This is a genomic window from Kineococcus sp. GCM10028916, assembly GCF_042674865.1.
In the GTDB taxonomy this organism is placed as follows: domain Bacteria; phylum Actinomycetota; class Actinomycetes; order Actinomycetales; family Kineococcaceae; genus Kineococcus.
Map to the genome: position 1 here is coordinate 41,927 of NZ_JBHTFM010000017.1, position 19,420 is coordinate 61,346.

The following is a 19,420-nucleotide window of genomic DNA, read 5'->3' on the forward strand; positions in this document are numbered from 1 at the left end:
GGGGTCAGCCCGGTTTCAGGTGGCCGAGCCGCCAGGAGATCCGGGCGGCGGCGTCGAGCAGCGGCGCGCAGAACCCCGGCAGCGTGTCGGGGTTCACGCGGTAGCTGGGGCCGCCGACGGTGAGGGCGCCCACGACGGCGTCGTCGGCGTTGCGCAGGGGAGCGGCGATCACCACGAGCCCGAGTTCGTGCTCCTCGACCACGCTGGCCCACCCGCGGGTGCGGACCTCGTCCAGTTGCGCGCGCAGGGTGGAGGGGGCGGTGACGGTGGCCTCGGTGAACCGGGGGAGCCCGCGGCGCAGGGCGACCTTCAGCTCCTCCGGGGCCATGGCGGCGAGGAACACCTTGCCGGCGGCGGTGGCGTGCAGGGGGCCCCGTCGGCCCACCCAGTCCGAACTGCTCACGATGGACCCGCCCGCGGCCTGGTCCACGGTGGTGACCTCGAGACCGTCGCTCACGACGACGTTCACGGTCTCGCCCACCGTCGCCGCCAGTTCCTGGGCGAGGGGACGGGCCGAGGCCGCGACGTCGATCCCGCCGACGGCTCCGGCGGCGAGCCAGCGGACGGTCTGGCCCAGGCGGTACCGGCCGCGGTCGCCGTCCTGCTCGACCAGGCCGCGGGCCTCCAGCGTGGACAGCAGCCGGAAGACCGTCGACTTGTGCACGCCGACGTCGCTCGAGAGTTCCGTCACCCCGGCGGCGCCCCGCCGGGCGAGGGCCTGGAGCAGGGAGACGGCCCGGTCGACGGACTGCACGGTGGAGTCACGGGAGCCGTTGCTGTGGGGCACCCGCAGACCCTACCCACCCGCCGTGCGGGTTACGGCCGTGTTTCGTCGAAACCTGTTGCCGCTCCTGGCGTCGGGGCCTCCGGCGCGGCGCGCCGGGAGTGCTTGACACGCGGTTCCCGTCATCCCAGACTTGTTGCGCGATGGGGCACCGTTCCGCACTGCGAAACACAGTTCACGACAGGCACGAGGCGCACCGAACCCCGAGAGGGAGAGCCGCATGACCGCTCAGACCGTCGTCGCCGCGCCCGCGGAGGCGATCGACGACCTCGTCACCCGCCGCGTGCCGGGTCAGAGCCTGGAGGCCCCGTTCTACACCTCCGACGAGGTGTACCGGCGGGACCTGGACGTGATCTTCGCGAGGAACTGGATCTTCGTGGCGGCCGCGGCCGAGCTCCCCGAACCGGGCGACTACGTCACGGTCGAGGTCGGCGCGTACTCGGTCATCGTCGTGCGCGACGACGACGAGCAGGTCCGGGCGTTCCACAACGTCTGCCGGCACCGCGGTTCACGGCTGCTCGAGGAACGCCAGGGAGCGGTCGGCAACATCGTCTGCCCGTACCACCGCTGGACGTACGGGGTCGACGGGAAGCTCATGTTCGCCGAGTCCCAGCCCGCGACGTTCGACAAGAGCTGCTTCTCGCTGCGCCCGGTCCACGTCCGGAACGTGTCCGGGCTGGTGTTCGTCTGCCTCGCCGACGAGGCTCCGGAGGACTTCGACGCCGTCGCCGAGATCCTCGAACCCCACCTCGCGCCCTACGCGCTGGACCGGGCGAAGGTCGTCGTCACCTACGACCTGGAGGAGGCCGGCAACTGGAAGCTGGTGATGGAGAACAACCGCGAGTGCTACCACTGCGACGGGCACCCGGAACTCATCACCGCCTACTTCCCGCTGTTCGCCTACGACCCCGAGGACATCACCCCGCGGCTCAAGCCGATCTTCGACCGCTACACCGCGGCCGCCGAGGCGCTGGAGAAGGTCCGGGCCGCGCACGGTCTTCCGTTGACCGACCACCGCGAACTCGACACCCGCGTCGTCGGGTTCCAGCTCTCGCACCTGCCGCTCGACGGCGAGGGGAAGTCGTTCGCCCCGAACGGGGCCGCGGTGTGCACGAAGCTCATGGGCTCCGTCCAGGACGCGGCCTTCGGCGACCTCTCGCTGCACATGCAGCCGAACTCGTGGTTCCACCTGCTCTCCGACCACGCCGTCGTGTTCTCGGTGCTGCCGACCTCGACGGGGACCAGCGTCCTGCGCACGACGTGGCTGGTGCACCCGGACGCCGTCGAAGGGGTCGACTACGACCTCGACGCGCTGACGTCGGTGTGGCGGGCGACGAACGACCAGGACCGCGCGCTCGTCGCGAACACCCAGCGCGGCTGCGCGAACCCCGGGTACGTCCCGGGGCCGTACTCGATGGTCGAGGACGACGTCGAGGCGTTCGTGAACTGGTACGTCACGCGGCTGCGCGAGCAGATCGCATGACCGTCACCGACCCCCTCGGCGTCGTCGCCCACCCCGGGCAGGTCGGGGTGTGGGGTGACGAGGAGGACCTCGGCGAACTCGTCTGCCTCGGGGTCCGCGACATCACCCACGACGTCAAGACGTTCTGGTTCGAGTCGGCCGGCGGACACGTCTTCCACTTCGACCCGGGACAGTTCGTCACCCTGCACCTCGACGTCGACGGCCGGCGGGTCGAGCGGTCCTACACGATCTCCTCGCCCCCCACCCGTCCGCACCGCCTCGCCATCACGGTCAAGCGGAAGCCGGGCGGTCTGGTGTCGAACTTCCTGCACGACACGATGGTCCCGGGCACCCGCGTGATGGCCGCGCCGCCGCTGGGGGTGTTCAGCGTCGTGCGGCACCCGCGGACGAAGTACCTGTTCCTGTCGGCGGGGTCCGGCATCACCCCCGTGATGTCCATGGTCCGCACGCTCGTCGACCTGGGCTCCGACGTCGACGTGCTCTTCGTGCACTCGGCGCGGACCCCCGCCGACATCGTCTTCCGCTCCGAGCAGTGGGGGATGCCCACCCAGTTCCCCGCCGTCAACGTCGTCCAGGTCTGCAGCGAGGACTCCCCGGGCCAGGACTGGCACGGGCACCGCGGCCACCTCGACGCGGCCCTGCTCGAGGAGATCGCCCCCGACCTGGCCGAGCGCGAGGTCTTCGTGTGCGGCCCGGAGGGCTACATGGCCACCGTGCGCGAGGCCCTGCGCGAGCGCGGTTTCGACATGGCCCACCACCACGAGGAGACCTTCGTCTTCGAGTCGCTCGCGCCGTCGGCGTTCGTGGAGTCCGTCGCCGAGGGCGTCGGTGACATCGGCGACTTCCAGCCCACTCCGGACGACGAGCCGGCGGCCACCGCCTTCACCGTCCGGATGGCGAAGTCCGGACGGAGCTTCCCCTGCGGCCCCGACGAGTTCATCCTCGACGCCGCGTTCCGGGCCGGGATGTCGCCGCCGAGTTCCTGCAGCCAGGGGATGTGCGGGACGTGCAAGACGGTCCTGCTCTCCGGCGACGTCGACATGCAGCACAACGGCGGCATCCGGCCCCGGGAGATCGCAGCCGGCAAGGTGCTCATCTGCTGCAGCAGACCGCTCGGGGACGTCTCGATCGACGCCTGAGCGTCACGCGCCCCGCAGTCGCACCGCCGCCAGCACGGCCCCGACGGCGGTGACGGCCGCGCCGACGGTGAGCACGAGGGAGACGGCGTGGGTGTGGGCGGCGGCCGACCCGGTCGCCACCCCGGCGATCACGAACAGGACGCCGACCGCGCCCGAACCCGTCGACTGCGACACCGTGCGGTTCAGGTTCAGCACCCCCGCGGCCGAGCCGGCGAGGCGCAACGGGGCGGCGGCCATCATGTCCCGGTTGTTCGGCGACTGGAACACCGCGAACCCCAGACCGCACACCCCGGTGCGGACCAGGATGTCCACCGTCGACGCGCCGTCGGGCAGCAGGGCGAGGGAGAGCAACCCGCCGGCGAGGACGACGAGGCCGATCAGGGCCAGCAGGCGTGGGGAGACCCGGTCCGCCGCCCGCCCGGACAACGGGGCCACCACCACGATGACCAGGGGCCAGGGCGTGAACAGCAGCGCGGAGCGCAGCGCACTGTCCCCGAAGGACTCCTGGAACAGGAACGGCAGCGCCACGAAGGCCGTGCCCTGCCCGAAGAACGAGCACGCGGCCGTCAGCACCGCCAGCGAGAACGGCCGGGTGAACAACCCCAGCGGGATGACCGGGTTCGCGCTCCGCGCCTCGTGCCGGACGAAGAACCCGACCAGGACGACGGCGAGCACGAGCAGCGCCACGGACAGCGGCAACGTCGAGGTCGCTCCCACCCCCCGGATGCCGAGCAGGAAGCAGGAGATCGCCGCGGCGATCAGCACGGAGCCGGAGGCGTCGAAGCGACCGGGCCGGGCCGGGACGCGGGGCAGGTGGCGCAGGCCCAGCACGAACGACACGGCGGCGATGGGGACGTTCACGAGGAACAGCCACGGCCAGGGCGCGACGCTCAGGAGCAGGCCCCCCAGCGTCGGGCCGGCGGAGGTCCCCAGGGCCACGGTCATCGCGTTGAGGCCGAGGGCGCTCCCGAGCCGTTCCGGCGGGAACACGTGGCGGTAGGTCGGGATCGGTACCGCCAGGATCAGCGAGGACCCGATGCCCTGCACGACCCGGGCGGCGACGAGGAGGCCGAGGGTGGAGGCCGCTGCGCAGGCGATGGAGGCCACGGCGAAGACGGGCAGCCCCACGAGGAAGAGCCGCCGTCGCCCGATCCGGTCACCGAGGGCCGCGGTGGCCGGGATGCAGCAGGCCGCAGCGAGCAGGAACGCCGTCGTCACCCAGACGGTGTCGGACGCCGAGGCGTCGAGATCACGGGCCAGGGTCGGCAGTGCGACGTTGACGATCGACGCGTCGATCGTGGCCATGAGGGTCGCCGAGAGCATGGCGGCCACGACCAGGTTGCGCCGGACCACAGGAGGTTGCGTCGTCGAAGAGGTCATGCGGGGGCGCGGCCGGTCCTTCCGTCGGTCGACCCCGCCGCCGGGCGGTGGAGGTCGAGAGCCTCAGGCAAGTATCCGGCCGCTCAGCCCGCGACCCCCGGTGGGGTCAGGCCGACTTCCTCGCGCCGGTGGTCTTCTTGGCCGCCCCGCTCGTCTTCTTCGCCGTGGTCTTCTTCGCGGCCGTCTTCTTCGCAGGCGTCTTCTCGGCGGCCGCCTTCTTCGCGGGTGCGGCCTTCTTCGTCGCCGTCGTGCGGGCCGTCGTCCCCTCCGCAGCGGGAGCCGCGTCCTCGGTGGGCTCGTCCTTCGACGGTCCACCGCGAGCGCGTTCGACGCTGCGCTGCAGGGCGGTCAGCAGGTCGACGACCTCGCCACCGCGCGGGCCGCCCGTCCCGGACGCGTCGGAGCCCTCCTCGGCCGCCGCGGACGGTGCGGCGTCGGCGTCCTCGAGGCGGGCGTCGATGAGCGTCTTCACGGCCGCCGCGTACTCGTCCTCGAACTCCTCGGGGTGGAAGTCGCCCGCGAGCGACTCGACCAGGGAGGCGGCCATCTTCAGTTCCTGCGGGCGGAGCTCGACGTCCGTCTCGAGCACCTCGAAGTCGGCGTCGCGGACCTCGTCCGGCCAGAGCAGGGTCTGCAGCACGATGGCCTTGTCGCGCACGCGCAGGACGGCGACGGACTCGCGCTGGCGCAGCGCGATCTTCACGACGGCCATCCGGTCGGTCTCGGCGAGCGCCTCGCGCAGCAGCGCGTACGGCTTCGCCGCCCGCGACTCGGGTTCGAGGTAGTACGGCTTCGACAGCAGGATGGGGTCGACCTGGTCGGCCGGGACGAACTGGAGGACGTCGATCTCGTGCCCGCTGGCCACCGGGAGGTCGCTGAAGTCGTCGTCGCTGAGGACCACGAGCTTGCCGTCGGGGCTCTCGTAGCCCTTCGCGACCTCGTCGTAGGCGACCTCCTCACCACAGACGGAGCACGTCCGCTTCATCCGGATCCGGCCACCATCGCTACGGTGGACCTGGTGGAAATGGATGTCGTGTTCGCCGGTGGCGGCGTAGAGCCGCACGGGCACGTTGACCAGACCGAAGGACACGGCGCCCTTCCAGATGGCGCGGGCCATGGCGTACCCCCTCAGACGACCGGAATCCCACCGTACGGGGATGACCACGACACCGCACGGGATCCATCGGTGACCACTCTGCCGTCGCCGCAGTGGCGTTCCCGCGAGGCCGCCCACGCGCAGCGCGCGCACCGGTTGACCGCTGCCGCGGTGGAGCGCCGCGGCCGGGGGGAGAAGCACCCGGTCGAGGACTTCCTCTTCACCTACTACAACTGGGCGCCCGGCAAGCTGGCCCGCTGGCACCCCGGGGTGGGGGTCGTCCTCGAGGACGCCGAGGAGCGCGCGGACTGGGCCAACTACGTCCGCTCCGGTACCGGGGTGGCCGTCGACGGGCCCGGGCTGGCCTCGGCCCGCTCCGCGACGATCCGGCTGGCCCGCGACGTCCTGGCCGCGACCCGGGGCCGGGCGCCGATGCTCGCCTGCTTCGGGCTCCACGAGTGGGCCATGGTCCACCGGACCCGCCCCGAGCAGGTCCGTCACGCCGGCCTGCCGCTGCGCCTCGGCCACGCCGGCACCGACGACGTCGTCGAGTCGCACAAGATCCGCTGCAGCCACCACGACGCCTTCCGGTTCTTCACCCCGAGCGCCGTCCCGCTCAACGAACTGCAGCCGACGCGGGTCGACCAGGCCGCGCAGGAACAGCCGGGCTGCCTGCACGCCACGATGGACTGCTACCGCTGGGCCATGAAGCTCTCGCCCGCGGTCCCGGGGGAGTTGCTGCTCGACTGCTTCGAACTCGCCCGGGACGTCCGGATCCTCGACATGCGGGCCTCGCCCTACGACGTCACCTCGATGGGCCACGAACCCGTGGCGATCGAGACCCCCGAGGGCAAGGCCGCCTACGTCCGCGCCCAGCGGGAGTTCGCCGAGCGGGCCGACCCGTTGCGGGTCCGGTTGATCGCCGTCTGCGACGCCCTGCTGGCTCAGGCCACGTCGGCGTAGAGCGGCGCGCTCCGGGTCGAAGAGCCACCCGTTGCGGGAGTCCCGGGGCGCCGTGCGCTGGTGGTCGCGGAGTGGACCGTTGACGCTACGGGACGGTAGGTCGGGCCCGAAGCGTCAACGGTCCACCTGCCGCTCAGACCCCGGCGGTCGCGTCGTCGGAGTCGGCCGCGGCGGCCCAGTCGCGCTTCTCGGAGCGCCAGCCCTCCTCGGTGCGCCCGCGTCGCCAGTAGCCGGACGCCGACAGCAGTTCCCGGGTGACCCCGAGGTCGGCGCGGGCCCAGCGGCGGACGGCGCGCACGCTGTCGGCCTCCCCGTGCAGGAACGCCTGCGGCACACCGGTCGGCAGGTCGAGGGAGCGCAGGAACGCGACGAGGGCCTCCGGGTCGGGTTCCTCCCGGTGCACCCAGTGCAGCCGCAGGTCCCCCGGCGAGGTCAGCGCGAGCTCCTCCGCGGGGCCGTGCACCTCGACGACGGCCACCGCGGTGGCGCCGGTGGGAACTCGTTCCAGCGAAGCGGAGATGGCGGGCAGCGCGCTCGCGTCGCCGACCAGCAGGTGCCACGCGGCGTCGGCCGACGGCGTGTACGCCCCGCCCGGACCTGTGATCCACAACTCGTCGCCCGGCCGCGCCCCCGCCGCCCACGGCCCGGCGAACCCCTCGTCCCCGTGCACGACGAAGTCGATCGTCACCTCGCCGTCCACGACGGAGCGGACCGAGTACGTCCGCTGCACGGGCCACTCGGTCCGGGGTCGCTCCTCGCGGATCCTCGCGACGTCGAACGGTTCGTCGTAGACGACGCCCTCGATCGGGAAGAGCAGCTTCACGTAGGAATCGGCGTGCTCGACGGTGAAGTCGGAGAGGTCCTCGCCACCGAAGACGACCCGCACCATGTGCGGGGCCAGCTGCTCGGTGCGCTGGACGACGGCCAGCCGCTGCCCGCGGCCACCGGTCTTCTCGCGCCTGAAGGGGTTGCGCACGTCGTCTCCCACCGGTCAGTCCGACTCGGCGCGACCCTCGCGCCAGTAGCCCATGAAGGCCACGGAGGTCCGCGGCACCCCCACGTCGCGGACGAGGTGACGTCGCAACGTCCGGACCACGCCCGCCTCTCCAGCCAACCACGCGTAGAGGCACTCCGGGCCCACGGCCTCGGCGTTCTCGGGAACGTCCCAGAGGATGTCGTCCCCCTCGAGCCCGACCTCGGTGAAGTCCTCCGCGCTCGCCCGCGACGCCTCGTCGACCAACGCCGACGCGAGCGCCTCGACCCGGGCCTGCAGCAGTTCGCCCACGGCGTGGGAACCGTTGCGCGGCAGCCACTCTACGGTGAGGTCGGCGGGGGAGCGCAGGTCCAGCAGGTCGCCCCCGCGCGGCACCTCGAGCACCACCGTCGCCTTCACGCCCACGGGCAGTCGTTCCAGGATCGCCGAGACCGCGGGAACGGCCGTCTCGTCCCCGGCCAGCAGCAGCGTGCGGGCCTCGGCGGGCGGGGCCCACTCCACTCCCCACATGCGCCCGGTCCCGGGGCTGCTCGGCCCGACGAGGACGACCTCGCTACCCACCGTGGCGGCCGCCGCCCACGCCGACGCCGGCCCGGCGTGCCCGTCGCGCACGCCGTGCAGCACGAAGTCGACGTCGATCTCGGCCTGCGCGTCGGCGCTCGCCGGGCGGTACGCGCGCACCGTGTAGGTCCGCATCACCGGGCGCACGTCGTCGTCGAGCCCGCGCCACCACGTGTACCAGTCCTCGGCCGGGAGGTCGTAGGCCTCGAACGGCTGCTTCAGCAGCAGCACCTTGAAGCGCTGGTCGTACCCGCCGGCGCCGAAGTCCCCGAGGTCGGGCGACGTCATGGTGAGGCGCACGAAGCTCTCCCCGAGGCGCTCGACGCGCGAGACCCGGACGCGGAACAGCGCGTACGACGCCCGCCTCAGCTGGGTCTGCGTCGTCCGTTCGGCCGTGCCGGTCACCGTGCTCATCCCTCGAACTCCCCACGTCGTGTGAGGACAGGCTAACCAACAATCGGGGCGCGCCGCTACGAGCGGTCGCCCGGGTCCGGTGGCCCCGGTCGCCGGTCGGCGACAGAGTGTGACCGTGTTGCCCATGCTCGCGACCGCGGCCGCGGCCTCGCGCGTGCCCACCGACGCCGACCGCTGGGCCTACGAGGTGAAGTGGGACGGCATGCGGATCCTCGCCGACGTCCACGAGGGGAGCGTCCTGCTGCGCTCGCGCACCGGCCGCGACGTCTCGGCCACCTTCCCCGAACTCACCGCGCTCGCCGAGGCGCACGCCGACGTGCACCTCGACGGTGAGGTCGTCGCCCTCGAGGACGGTCTGCCCTCGTTCTCGGCGCTCGCCGACCGGATGCACGTCCGCGACGCGCGGTCGGCGACGATCGCCGCCCGGCGCACCCCGGTGACGCTCATGGCCTTCGACGTCCTGCGGCTGTACGGCGTCGAACTCCTCGACCGCCCGTGGCAGGAACGGCGCGAGTCCCTCGACCGGCTCCAACCCTCCGGCAGCGCGTGGCAGGTGTCGCCCGTCTACCCCGACGCGGCCTCGCTGCTGACCGCGACCCGGGAACAGGGGCTGGAGGGGATCGTCGCGAAGCGCCGGACCTCCCCCTACCAACCGGGGCGACGCAGTCCCGACTGGGTGAAGCACGCCCACCGCCGGCACCAGGCCTGCCTCGTCGTCGGGTGGCGACCCGTCGAGGGGGCGGGTTCCCGGATGGGCGGCCTGCTCCTCGCCGTCCCCGGGGCCGACGGGACGCTCCGCTACGTCGGACGGGCCGGCAGCGGACTCGGGGCGGAGATGGAGGAGGAGTTGCTGGGGGCGCTCGCCGGGCACGAGCTCGCGCGACCCGTCGTCGACGTCCCGCGTCCCGATTCCGTGGGCGCGCACTTCACCGCGCCCGTCGTCGTCGTCGAGGTGCGCCACCTCGGGGCGACCACCGGCGGGAGGCTGCGCCAACCCACCCTGCGCGGGGTGCGCAGCGACCTCGAACCGTCCGACGTCCGGGAGGAACGGTGACGAGCGCGTCCGGGGCGCACGAGGAGACCGTCGTCGACGTCGAAGGACGCCACCTCCGGCTGCGGAGGTTGGAGAAGGTCCTCTACCCCTCGACAGGGACGACCAAGGCCGAGCTCCTCGCCTACGTGAGTTCCGTGGCCCCGGCCCTGCTGGCGCAGCTCGCGGACCGGCCGCTGACCCGCAAGCGCTGGCCGGACGGGGTCGGGAAGAACTCGTTCTTCGAGAAGAACGTCCCGCGCGGCCTGCCGGACTGGGTGCGGACGGTGGAAGTCGACGCCCCCGGCAGCACCAAGGACCGCGAACGCGTCCGCTACCCGTTGGTCGACGACCTCGCCGGGCTGGTGTGGCTGGTGAACCTCGCCGCCCTCGAACTGCACGTCCCGCAGTGGCGCGTCGGGCCGCGCGGCGGGGTGCACCACCCCGACCGCCTCGTCATCGACCTCGACCCGGGGGAGGGGACGGGTCTGGCGGAGTGCGCCGAGGTGGCGCTCGCCGTCCGCGAACGCCTCGACGCCGACGGGCTGGAGTGCCACCCCGTGACCTCGGGGTCGAAGGGGATGCAGCTGTACGCGAAGGTCTCGGGGACCCAGGACGCCGACGTCCTGCGCTCCTACGCCCACCGGCTGGCCCAGGAGATGGAACGGGACCGACCGGAACTCGTCGTCTCGCGCATGACGAAGGTGCTGCGCGGCGGCAGGGTCCTGCTGGACTGGAGCCAGAACAACTCCGCCAAGACCACGATCGCCCCGTACTCCCCGCGGGGGCGCGAACGACCCTGCGCGGCCGCACCCCGCACGTGGGCGGAACTCGCCGACCCGGGGTCGTTGCGGCAGTCGAGCCTGGACGAGGTCGCGGCGCGCTACCTCGGCGACGGTGACCTGCTCGCCCACCTCGGCCCGGACGCCGAGCCCGGCCCGCGCGTCCCGACCTCGTGAACCCTCAGACCTGCACGCGCGCGATCCGGATCGCGCCCGGGTGCAGGCTGATCCGCGGGGAGTAGCTGAAGACGGCCCGGGCCTGCAGGAACTCCTCCGGACCGAAGTCGATCGAGGTCAGGGTGACCTCGAGGTAGCCGCGCAGGGCGGCGAGGTGCTCCTCCGCGACCACGGCGTGCAACGGCGTCTCGCGGCGGCTCATGAGCAGCACGTCCGCCTCGCACCACTCGGCGTCGACGAAGCGGCGCCGGGCCAGACCGCCACCGCTGGCGCCGAGGCGGGCGTGGCGCCGCAGCAGCGTGTCGAGGTAGGCGTTGGGGGTGCAGGTCGGGGCGACCGCCTCGGTCACGGACGCCGTCGCCGCGACCAGCCACCCGGCCAGCGCGTCCGCGGTGACGTCCTCGACGGCCACCAGGGAGAGCAGGTGGGTGAGGCACGCCTGGTCCACCGCGCCGCCCAGGGAGACGAGGGCCTCGGTCTCGGCGCGGGCGACGTCGTCGAGGTCGCTGCGGCGCACCGGGACGGGTTCGCTGCCCGCGTGCAGCTGGGTGCCGGGGTCGACGCCCGCGGGAACCCCGTCGACGTCGTCCCAGACGCTGAAGGCGCTGTGCCGGTGGACGTCACCCGCGGTGTCGGGGTCCAGGGTGATCGTCTCGCCGCGGCGGGACAGCACGGGGGGCTCGGTGTCCATCACCTCCGATGGTAGTGACGGGGTCGCCGCCGCGGCGACCGACTTCCGGGCGTCACCCGGACGGAGGTCTCAAGCGGTTGCCGGGACGAACCGAAACAAGGTGTGTGCAGCAACCATCCGCTCCTCCGGCGCCCATGACGCACCGCCAGATCATGGAGGCCCTCTCCGGCCTCCTGCTCGGCATGTTCGTCGCGATCCTCTCCTCCACGGTCGTCTCCAACGCCCTGCCCACCATCGTGGCCGACCTCCACGGCAGCGAGTCCGGGTACACCTGGGTCGTGGTCGCCTCGTTGCTCGCGACGACGATCTCCACCCCCGTGTGGGGAAAGCTCTCCGACCTCTTCGACAAGAAGGTCCTGGTGCAGTCCGCGCTGGTCCTCTTCGTGGTCGCCTCGGCGGTCGCGGGGTTGTCGCAGAGCATGGGGATGCTCATCGCCATGCGGGTCGTCCAGGGGCTGGGCGCCGGCGGTCTCACCGCGCTGGCGCAGGTGATCATGGCCTCGATGATCGCGCCGCGCGAACGCGGTCGCTACTCCGGCTACCTCGGGGCGACGTTCGCGCTGGGCACCGTGGGGGGCCCGCTCGTCGGGGGCGCCCTCACCGAGCACCTGTCCTGGCACTGGTGCTTCTTCGTCGGGGTCCCGTTCGCCGTGCTCGCGTTCTTCGTCCTCGGTCGCACCCTCGACCTGCCCACCGTGAAGCGCGAGGTCCACATCGACTACGCCGGGGCGCTGCTGCTGGCCGGTGGGGTGTCGGCCCTGCTCGTCTGGGTCTCGCTGGCCGGTCAGCAGTTCGACTGGGCCTCCTGGCAGACCGCCGCCCTCGTCGGCGGTGGGATCGCCCTGCTCGGCCTGACCGTCCTCGTGGAGTCCCGCGCGGTCGAACCGATCATCCCGCTGCGGTTCTTCCGCGAACCCACCGTGGTGCTCTCCGCCGTGGCGAGCCTGTTCGTCGGCATCGCGATGTTCGGCGGCACGGTGTTCCTGTCGCAGTACTTCCAGTCCGCCCGGCTGCAGTCGCCGACGACGGCCGGCCTCTCCACCCTGCCGATGATCCTCGGCCTCACCCTGGCCTCGACGGTCGCCGGCCGGTCCATCACCCGCACCGGACGCTGGAAGGGCTGGATCGTCGCCGGTGGGGTCCTGCTCAGCGCCGGTCTCGCGCTGATGACGACCATCGCGGCGGACACCGCCTACGTCCTCGTCGCGGTCCCGATGTTCCTCCTCGGCGCCGGCGTCGGGATGATGATGCAGAACCTCGTCCTGGCCGTGCAGAACGTCGTGGCGCGGGAGGACCTCGGGGCGGCGAGTTCGTTCATCGCCTTCACCCGCACCCTGGGTGGCGCGATCGGCGTCTCCGCGCTCGGAGCCGTTCTCGCGCACCGGGTCGGAACCCACCTGCTGGCCGGCCTGCGCTCCGCGGGGATCGAGGCCTCCGCGCTCGGCGGGGGTGGCGTCCCGAACGTCCACACCCTGCCCGAACCCGTCCGCGGGATCGTCGCGGCGGCCTACGGCGCCGGCGTGGCGGACGTGTTCCTCGCCGCGACCCCGTTCGCCGTGCTGGCCCTGGTCATCGCGTTCTTCTTCCGCGAGACGAGCCTGCGCTCCTCGACGGAGACGCCCACTGCGACCCCCGAGGTCACGGCCGGGATCCCCGCGCCAGCAGGTGCCCCGCGACCCCGAGGAGCGCGGGTTCGCGTTCGGTCGCGCGGACGAGGCCGAGCAGGCGTTCGCGGCTGACCGGGTCGTCCAGGAGTTCCCCGAGGTGGGCGTCGGCCAGACCGGCCAACCCCTCGACCGCGACGGGACCGTCGACCGTGAAACCCGCGGTCGACAGTTCCGCCGCGAGTTCCTCGGGGCGGTGGAAGTAGGCGGTCGTGAACCACCGTTCGCGGCGGGAGTCGTTGCGGTGCCGACCGGTCCGCAGGTCCTCCTCAACCACCGCCGCGAACTGCTCGTCCGCGATCCAGCCGCGCACCACGCCGTCCAGCGCGGAACCCCAGCGGCTGATGGCCGCCGCGACCACGACCCCGCCGGGACGGAGCACCCGGAACGCCTCCCGCAGGGCGAGGAGCCGGTCGGCGGCCTCGACCAGGTGGTAGAGCGGCCCGAGCAGCAGGACGGCGTCGGCGCTGCCGTCGGGGAAGGGCAGGGCGCGCGCGTCACCCCGCAGCACGGAGGCCAGCGGCGCGGTGGTCTCCACCGCCCGGGCCTGCGCCACGTGCAGTTCGACCGGGTCGAGCAGGTGCACCGCGTAGCCCCGCTCCGCGAGGGGGAAGGCGTGGACGCCCGCGGCCCCGCCCACGTCCAGGACCGTCGCCGGCGCCGCGGGCAGCCAGCGTCCCAGCAGTTCCGTGGTGCGCCAGAACTCCAGGCGTCCCGCGCCCGACGTCAGCCGGCCCTGTTCCCGTCCGCGGTCGTAGTACGCGGTGATCTCCTCGTCCACGCGACCACCCTGGCCCGGTCCGGGGCCGGTGACCAGCGGATTCCCGGTTGACCAGCGTCCGGCAGAACCGGTCGGATGGGGGTGTGCTGCAACCCCGGACCCGACTCTCCGACGACGACCTGCGCGCCGTCGCCGACCTCGAACGCCGCGTCGTCGCCCACGACGGCGGACGCCTGAAGATCGAGTGGGAGGACCTGCGCGACCGTTCGGGGGAGCGCACCAACGACCTGCTGTGGTTCGAGGGGGAGCGCGTCGTCGGGTTCGCGGCCTTCGACTCCCACGGCGGCCCGGCGGTCGAGATCGCCGGGATGGTGGACCCCGGTGCCCGGGGACGCGGGATCGGGACGGCGATGCTGGCCGCGGCGATCGACGTGTGCCGGGAACGCGGTTCCGAGCAGGCGCTGCTCATCGTGCCGCGGGCCTCCGAGGCGGGCCGCCACCTCGCCGAGAGCGTGGGGGCGTCCCTGGAGCACTCCGAGCACGCCCTGCGCCTCGACCGCGTCCCGGCGGAGGGCGTCGAGGACCCCGCGACGACGCTGCGGGCCGCCACCGCCGGCGACGTCCCCGTCCTCACACAGGTGCTGGCCGCCGCCTTCGGGCACGAACCCGGGCACCTGCTGCAGAGCCTCCGGACCAGCCGGACGCTGGTCATCGAGCACGACGGGGAACCCGTCGGGACCGTCCGCCTCACCCGGGACGGCGAGGTCGGCGGCGTGTACGGGTTCGCGATCGACCCCCGGTCCCAGGGCCGCGGCATCGGCCGCGACGTGCTGCGCCGCAGCTGTCGGGAGTTCTTCGCCGACGGGGCGACGTCGGTCCGCCTCGAGGTCGCCGTCGACAACCCGCGCGCCCTCGGTCTCTACACCTCGATCGGGTTCGAGCCGGTGACGACGGAGGACTACTACGACCTGCCGCTCACCTGAGCCCCGAGGAACCGGGGCAGTCTGGTGAGGGACCGCATCCGGTGTGGTTCGTCGTGGGGACCCGCGTCGTGGCGGTCCAGGTGCACCGCGGGCATCCCCGCGGCGCGCGCACCCACGACGTCGACGGGGTGGTCGTCGCCGACGTGCAGGGTCGCGGCGGGCTCGACGCCCAGGCGGTCGCAGATCGCGCAGAACGCCTCGGGCCGGGGCTTGGCCAGGCCGAGCTCCCCGGCGGTGACGACCGGCCCGACCCGTCCGGCGAGGCCCAGGACCTCGAGCTTCGCGTTCTGCTGCCCGGGCATCCCGTTGGTCAGCAACCCCACGCGGAGGCCCGCCCCGCCGATCGCGGCCAGGGCCGCCTCGACGTCGTCGAACGCCCGCCAGTGGCGGCGGTAGCGGGTGAGGTGGTCACGGTGGAACTGCTCGTCCAGGGCGGCGTCGTCGCCGACCGGGGAGTCCACCAGCGGGAGGAAGTCGCGGAGGCGGCGACGGCGGTGCTCGTCGTGCGAGACCAGACCGGCCCGCCAGTCGGCGTGGTGGCGTTCCTCGATCTGCGACCAGGCCGACTGCGTCGCCTCGTCAGGTTCGCGGCCCAGACTGCGGAGCCAGTCCGCCACCGCGGCGCGGGAGGCGCCGTGGTGGTCGGACCCCGTCCCGGGCAGTGTGACGTGTTGTCCAGGTCGAGGACGACGGCACGGAGAGGGATCAGAAGACGCCCAGTTCCTCGACGTGCTTGGCGCGGGTGCGCGCGGCGCCGGCCGCGATGACGATGCCCAGGGCCAGGTGCAGCCAGTTGCTCGCCGTGTTGACCGGCAGGACGTCGCTGGGGGAGTTCACGACGATGCCTGCGCCCGCCAGACCGACGACCAGGTAGGTGATGGCCACCCAGACGACGGTCTTGTGCGCCTGGCGCGGCGACCCCGAGAACGCCAGGATCGTCAGCCCGAAGAGGATCTGCAGCGACGCGCTGACCACGGATGACGTGAACAGCCCGAAGAGGTGGGCGTCGGAACGGAAGAAGCCCATCCCGTCGTAGTTCGTCGTCACCCCCGGGATCAGCCCGAGGACACCCAGGCCCAGCACGAGGACGGCCACCCCGCGGGCGTACCCCGAGACGGGACCGCCGCTGACCGGGGCTGCTTCGATGGCGGCGGGAGCCGCGGCGTGAGAGCTCATGGACCTACTATCCCAGGTCGTTGCGACCCGGGTCGGCGGGGCGAGGTCAGGGCGGAGGTCAGTGCGGCAGCAGCCGGTGCGCCTCGGCGGCGCTGACCCCCTGCGCCTGCAGCAGGTCCACCACGATCGAGCGCAGCTGGGCCACCACCACCGTCGCCGACAACGACTCCGCCCCCAGCGTGCGCGGGCCCAGCGTCACCGCCAGTTCCTTCAGGCCGGCCACCGAGGGAGGCACCGTCTCCCCGGCGTAGGCCGGTTCACCCAGGGAGCGCACCGACGCCGCGAGGGAGTCCAGGGCGCCGGCCAGGGAGTCGGGCATCTGCTCGCCGTACTGCAGGGCCGTCGCGACCCGCCGCAACGCGACCCGGACGTTGCGGGTGGCCCGGTCCATCCCGGCCTGCAGCTTCTTCTGCTGCAGGATCTCGCCGCGACCGCTGCGCCGCAACGGCGACAGCCGGTGCACCTCCTGACCGGCGTTCACCGACTGCGACCAGCCCTCGAGCTCGGTCGAGGTGCTCCGGGCCCGGGCCAGGACCTCCTGGGCCTTCGCGGCGTCCTGGCCGCGGATCGCGTCGGCGCCGTCCTCCAGCAGGTCCGCCAACTGCCCGGCGTAGGCCTTGGCGCGGCCACGGACGTCCCGGCGCGGATCGGGCGGCAGCAGCGCCGCGATCGCCAGCGCGACCACCACGCCCGTCATGGCGTCCAGCCAGCGCGCGGAACCGCTGGTCCCGGCCTGCGGGGGGTAGGCGACGATGAACGACGCCTGCAGCGCCGCCTGGTTGACCAGCAGGATCCCCGAGTCCAGGAACCGCGCGATGAGCATGGCCGCCGCGACGATCGCGGTGATCTGCAGCGGTCCCCGGCCGACCAGGGCGACGACCCCCGTCCCGAGCAGCACCCCGATCGTGACCCCGACCCCCAGCTCGCCGACCCTCCGGAGCCGCTGGTTGTTCTGCACGCCGAGGCAGACGACGACGGCGACGCACGCGAAGACGGGGTAGGGCTGGTTCCACAGGGCCTGCGCGAGCATCCACGCCACCCCGGCGCCGAGACCGCACTGCATGATCTGCCACCACGAACCCTGCCACCGCTGCCAGCCGGTACGGCTTCGCCGTCGGACGGTGACGGCGAAGGGGATCGTGCGGGGCACGGGAGTGATCCTCTCCTACGACGTCGTGAAGGCCACCCCGGAACCTCTACCCTCGGTCCCCGTGGACGTCCTCGTCATCGGATCCGGTGCCCGTGAGCACGCCTTGGTGCGTGCCCTGCTCGACGATCCCGGGGTCGACCGCGTGCTCGCGGCCCCCGGCAACGCCGGGATCGCGCTCGTCGCCCCCGTCGAACCCGTCGACGCGACCGACCCCGACGCCGTCGCGGCGCTCGCGGTCCGCCTCGGCGCCGACCTCGTCGTCGTGGGTCCGGAGGCACCGCTCGTCGCCGGTGTCGCCGACGCCGTCCGCGCCGCCGGCATCGCCTGCTTCGGCCCCTCGGCCGAGGCCGCCCGCCTCGAGGGGTCCAAGGCCTTCGCGAAGGAGGTGATGGCGGCCGCCGCCGTCCCCACCGCGATGGCGCACCTCTGCACCACGGAGGACGAGGTCGCCGCCGCCCTGGACGCCTTCGGTGCCCCGCACGTGGTCAAGGACGACGGCCTCGCCGCCGGCAAGGGCGTCGTCGTCACCGACGACCGGGAGGCGGCGCTGGCCCACGCGCGCACCTGCCTGGCCCACGGCCCGGTCGTCGTCGAGGAGTTCCTCGACGGCCCGGAGATCAGCGTCTTCTGCCTCACCGACGGCGAGAGCGTCATCGCCCTGGCCCCCGCGCAGGACTTCAAGCGGGCCCTGGACGGCGACGAGGGCCCGAACACCGGCGGCATGGGGGCCTACTCGCCGCTGCCGTGGGCGCCGGCCGACCTCTCCGACGTGGTCGTGGAGCGCATCGCCCAGCCCGTCGTCGACGAGATGGCCCGGCGCGGCACCCCGTTCAGCGGTGTCCTCTACTGCGGCCTGGCCATGACCTCGCGCGGTGTGCGGGTCATCGAGTTCAACGCCCGCTTCGGCGACCCGGAGACCCAGGTCGTCCTCGCCCGGCTCGCGACCCCGCTGGGCGGGGTGCTGCACGCCTGCGCGACCGGTGTCCTGCGCGACCAGCCGGCGCTGCGCTGGCGCGCGGACGCGGCGGTCACCGTCGTCCTCGCGGCGCCGGGGTACCCGGAGGCCCCGGTGACGGGCGGTCTGCTGCGCGGTCTCGACACCGCGGACGCCGTCGGCGGGGCCGCGGTGCTGCACGCGGGCACCGCGCCCGCCCCCGACGGCACCGGGATCGTGAGTTCCGGGGGGCGCGTCCTCTCGGTCGTCGGTGTCGGCGCCGACCTCGCTGCGGCGCGGGCGGTGGCCTACGAGGCCGTGGAACTGATCGACCTCGAGGGTGGCCGGTTCCGTCGCGACATCGCGTTGACGGTGGCGACCGGGTCGCGAGCGACGGACGTGATCGCATGAGCGTTCTCGAGCTGGACGGCTGGACCCACACCTACTCGGGCAAGGTCCGCGACCTCTACGTGCCGGCCGGGGGCGACGACGGGACCGTGCTCGTGGTCGCCAGCGACCGGATCTCCGCCTACGACCACGTGCTGGCCAGCACGATCCCCGACAAGGGGAAGGTGCTGACCGCGCTGTCGCTGTGGTGGTTCGAGCAGCTGCGCGACGTCGTCCCGAACCACGTCCTCTCCACCGACGTCCCCGCCGCCGTGGCCGGACGCGCGATGCTCTGCCGCAACCTCGCCATGTTCCCCGTCGAGTGCGTGGCCCGCGGGTACCTCACGGGTTCCGGTCTGGCCGAGTACCGCGAGAGTTCCACCGTCTGCGGGCTGGAACTGCCCGCGGGACTGCTCGACGGTTCCCGCCTCGACGAGCCGATCTTCACGCCCGCGACGAAGGCCGAACTCGGCGAGCACGACGAGAACGTCACCTTCGGGCACGTCGCCGCGACCATCGGCGCCGACGCCGCCGCGGAACTCCGCGACCTGACGCTCGCGGTCTACCGCCGGGCCGAGGGGATCGCGCGCGAACGCGGGATCGTGCTGGCAGACACGAAGTTCGAGTTCGGGAGCGCCGACGGGGTGACGATCCTCGGGGACGAGGTCCTCACCCCCGACTCCTCGCGGTTCTGGCCCGCCGAGACCTGGGAACCCGGTCGCGCGCAGCCCAGCTTCGACAAGCAGTTCGTCCGCGACTGGCTCACCTCGCCCGCGTCCGGCTGGGACCGCCGGGGTACCGACGCGCCACCGGAACTGCCCGCCGAGGTCGTGGAGAAGACCCGCGACCGCTACGTCGACGCCTACGAGCGGCTGACCGGGGAGCGCTTCGACGCCTGAGGCTCGCGCACC

Annotated in this window: 19 protein-coding genes; 9 read left to right on the plus strand and 10 right to left on the minus strand. The window is 73.1% G+C overall.

The genetic code is table 11. The features are described 5' to 3' along the window. Positions 1–4: 4 nt before the first annotated feature. The gene (locus tag ACFQ46_RS16570) at positions 5–787 is read right to left on the minus strand and encodes an IclR family transcriptional regulator (RefSeq protein WP_380260485.1); all 783 of its coding nucleotides are present in this window, start codon (positions 785–787) and stop codon (positions 5–7) included. A gap of 217 nt (positions 788–1,004) precedes the next feature. Here ACFQ46_RS16570 and ACFQ46_RS16575 point away from each other — a divergent pair, with 217 nt between their 5' ends. Beyond that, positions 1,005–2,267, plus strand: coding sequence for an aromatic ring-hydroxylating dioxygenase subunit alpha (locus tag ACFQ46_RS16575; protein WP_380260486.1), 1,263 nt, complete (start codon positions 1,005–1,007; stop codon positions 2,265–2,267). Next, the gene (locus ACFQ46_RS16580; RefSeq protein WP_380260487.1) at positions 2,264–3,406 is read left to right on the plus strand and encodes a 2Fe-2S iron-sulfur cluster-binding protein; all 1,143 of its coding nucleotides are present in this window, start codon (positions 2,264–2,266) and stop codon (positions 3,404–3,406) included. Before ACFQ46_RS16575 ends, ACFQ46_RS16580 begins: the two co-directional genes overlap by 4 nt. A 3-nt stretch (positions 3,407–3,409) precedes the next feature. Here the strand turns inward: ACFQ46_RS16580 and ACFQ46_RS16585 are convergent, their stop codons facing one another. Then, positions 3,410–4,786 (minus strand): MFS transporter, encoded by a 1,377-nt coding sequence (locus ACFQ46_RS16585; protein WP_380260488.1) that lies wholly within the window; start codon positions 4,784–4,786, stop codon positions 3,410–3,412. Between the two features lie 106 nt (positions 4,787–4,892). Next, positions 4,893–5,903 carry a Ku protein gene (locus ACFQ46_RS16590; RefSeq protein ID WP_380260489.1) on the minus strand — a complete coding sequence of 337 codons (1,011 nt, stop codon included), beginning with the start codon at positions 5,901–5,903 and terminating at the stop codon, positions 4,893–4,895. A gap of 69 nt (positions 5,904–5,972) precedes the next feature. Here ACFQ46_RS16590 and ACFQ46_RS16595 point away from each other — a divergent pair, with 69 nt between their 5' ends. Then, positions 5,973–6,845: a 3-methyladenine DNA glycosylase gene (locus ACFQ46_RS16595; protein WP_380260490.1), complete on the plus strand. Its 873-nt coding sequence runs from the start codon at positions 5,973–5,975 to the stop codon at positions 6,843–6,845. Between the two features lie 133 nt (positions 6,846–6,978). On the opposite strand, the gene ACFQ46_RS16600 is transcribed toward ACFQ46_RS16595, so the two are convergent. After that, positions 6,979–7,821 carry a siderophore-interacting protein gene (locus ACFQ46_RS16600; RefSeq protein WP_380260491.1) on the minus strand — a complete coding sequence of 281 codons (843 nt, stop codon included), beginning with the start codon at positions 7,819–7,821 and terminating at the stop codon, positions 6,979–6,981. A gap of 15 nt (positions 7,822–7,836) precedes the next feature. Further along, positions 7,837–8,814: a siderophore-interacting protein gene (locus ACFQ46_RS16605; RefSeq protein WP_380260492.1), complete on the minus strand. Its 978-nt coding sequence runs from the start codon at positions 8,812–8,814 to the stop codon at positions 7,837–7,839. 124 nt (positions 8,815–8,938) lie between these two features. Here ACFQ46_RS16605 and ligD (ACFQ46_RS16610) point away from each other — a divergent pair, with 124 nt between their 5' ends. Both ligD (ACFQ46_RS16610) and ligD (ACFQ46_RS16615) read left to right on the plus strand, forming a co-directional pair. After that, positions 8,939–9,868 carry a non-homologous end-joining DNA ligase gene (gene ligD / locus ACFQ46_RS16610; protein WP_380260493.1) on the plus strand — a complete coding sequence of 310 codons (930 nt, stop codon included), beginning with the start codon at positions 8,939–8,941 and terminating at the stop codon, positions 9,866–9,868. Further along, on the plus strand, positions 9,865–10,803 hold the full coding sequence (gene ligD / locus ACFQ46_RS16615) for a non-homologous end-joining DNA ligase (RefSeq protein ID WP_380260494.1): 939 nt from the start codon (positions 9,865–9,867) through the stop codon (positions 10,801–10,803). The genes ligD (ACFQ46_RS16610) and ligD (ACFQ46_RS16615) overlap by 4 nt, the downstream gene beginning before the upstream one ends. Positions 10,804–10,807: 4 nt before the next feature. Here the strand turns inward: ligD (ACFQ46_RS16615) and ACFQ46_RS16620 are convergent, their stop codons facing one another. Beyond that, on the minus strand, positions 10,808–11,494 hold the full coding sequence (locus ACFQ46_RS16620; RefSeq protein ID WP_380260495.1) for a hypothetical protein: 687 nt from the start codon (positions 11,492–11,494) through the stop codon (positions 10,808–10,810). Between the two features lie 134 nt (positions 11,495–11,628). Here ACFQ46_RS16620 and ACFQ46_RS16625 point away from each other — a divergent pair, with 134 nt between their 5' ends. After that, entirely contained in the window at positions 11,629–13,233 is a 1,605-nt protein-coding gene (locus ACFQ46_RS16625; protein ID WP_380260496.1) for an MDR family MFS transporter, read from the plus strand. Here the strand turns inward: ACFQ46_RS16625 and ACFQ46_RS16630 are convergent. Further along, a complete protein-coding gene (locus tag ACFQ46_RS16630; RefSeq protein ID WP_380260497.1) occupies positions 13,133–13,939 on the minus strand; it encodes a class I SAM-dependent methyltransferase in 807 nt (268 codons plus the stop codon). The genes ACFQ46_RS16625 and ACFQ46_RS16630 overlap by 101 nt on opposite strands. 83 nt (positions 13,940–14,022) lie before the next feature. Between ACFQ46_RS16630 and ACFQ46_RS16635 the strand changes: the two genes are divergently transcribed. Further along, positions 14,023–14,862 carry a GNAT family N-acetyltransferase gene (locus tag ACFQ46_RS16635; protein ID WP_380260498.1) on the plus strand — a complete coding sequence of 280 codons (840 nt, stop codon included), beginning with the start codon at positions 14,023–14,025 and terminating at the stop codon, positions 14,860–14,862. Here the strand turns inward: ACFQ46_RS16635 and ACFQ46_RS16640 are convergent. The 3 genes from ACFQ46_RS16640 to ACFQ46_RS16650 all read right to left on the minus strand — a co-directional run bounded on the left by ACFQ46_RS16640 (position 14,841) and on the right by ACFQ46_RS16650 (position 17,188). Continuing rightward, positions 14,841–15,479 carry an HAD family hydrolase gene (locus tag ACFQ46_RS16640; RefSeq protein WP_380260499.1) on the minus strand — a complete coding sequence of 213 codons (639 nt, stop codon included), beginning with the start codon at positions 15,477–15,479 and terminating at the stop codon, positions 14,841–14,843. The genes ACFQ46_RS16635 and ACFQ46_RS16640 overlap by 22 nt on opposite strands. Before the next feature lie 88 nt (positions 15,480–15,567). Then, a complete protein-coding gene (locus tag ACFQ46_RS16645) occupies positions 15,568–16,038 on the minus strand; it encodes a DUF4383 domain-containing protein (protein WP_380260500.1) in 471 nt (156 codons plus the stop codon). A gap of 58 nt (positions 16,039–16,096) precedes the next feature. Further along, positions 16,097–17,188: an aromatic acid exporter family protein gene (locus tag ACFQ46_RS16650; RefSeq protein ID WP_380260501.1), complete on the minus strand. Its 1,092-nt coding sequence runs from the start codon at positions 17,186–17,188 to the stop codon at positions 16,097–16,099. Between the two features lie 61 nt (positions 17,189–17,249). Here ACFQ46_RS16650 and purD point away from each other — a divergent pair, with 61 nt between their 5' ends. Further along, a complete protein-coding gene (gene purD, locus ACFQ46_RS16655) occupies positions 17,250–18,533 on the plus strand; it encodes a phosphoribosylamine--glycine ligase (protein WP_380260952.1) in 1,284 nt (427 codons plus the stop codon). Then, positions 18,530–19,408, plus strand: coding sequence for a phosphoribosylaminoimidazolesuccinocarboxamide synthase (locus tag ACFQ46_RS16660; RefSeq protein WP_380260502.1), 879 nt, complete (start codon positions 18,530–18,532; stop codon positions 19,406–19,408). The genes purD and ACFQ46_RS16660 overlap by 4 nt, the downstream gene beginning before the upstream one ends. Positions 19,409–19,420 lie beyond the last annotated feature (12 nt).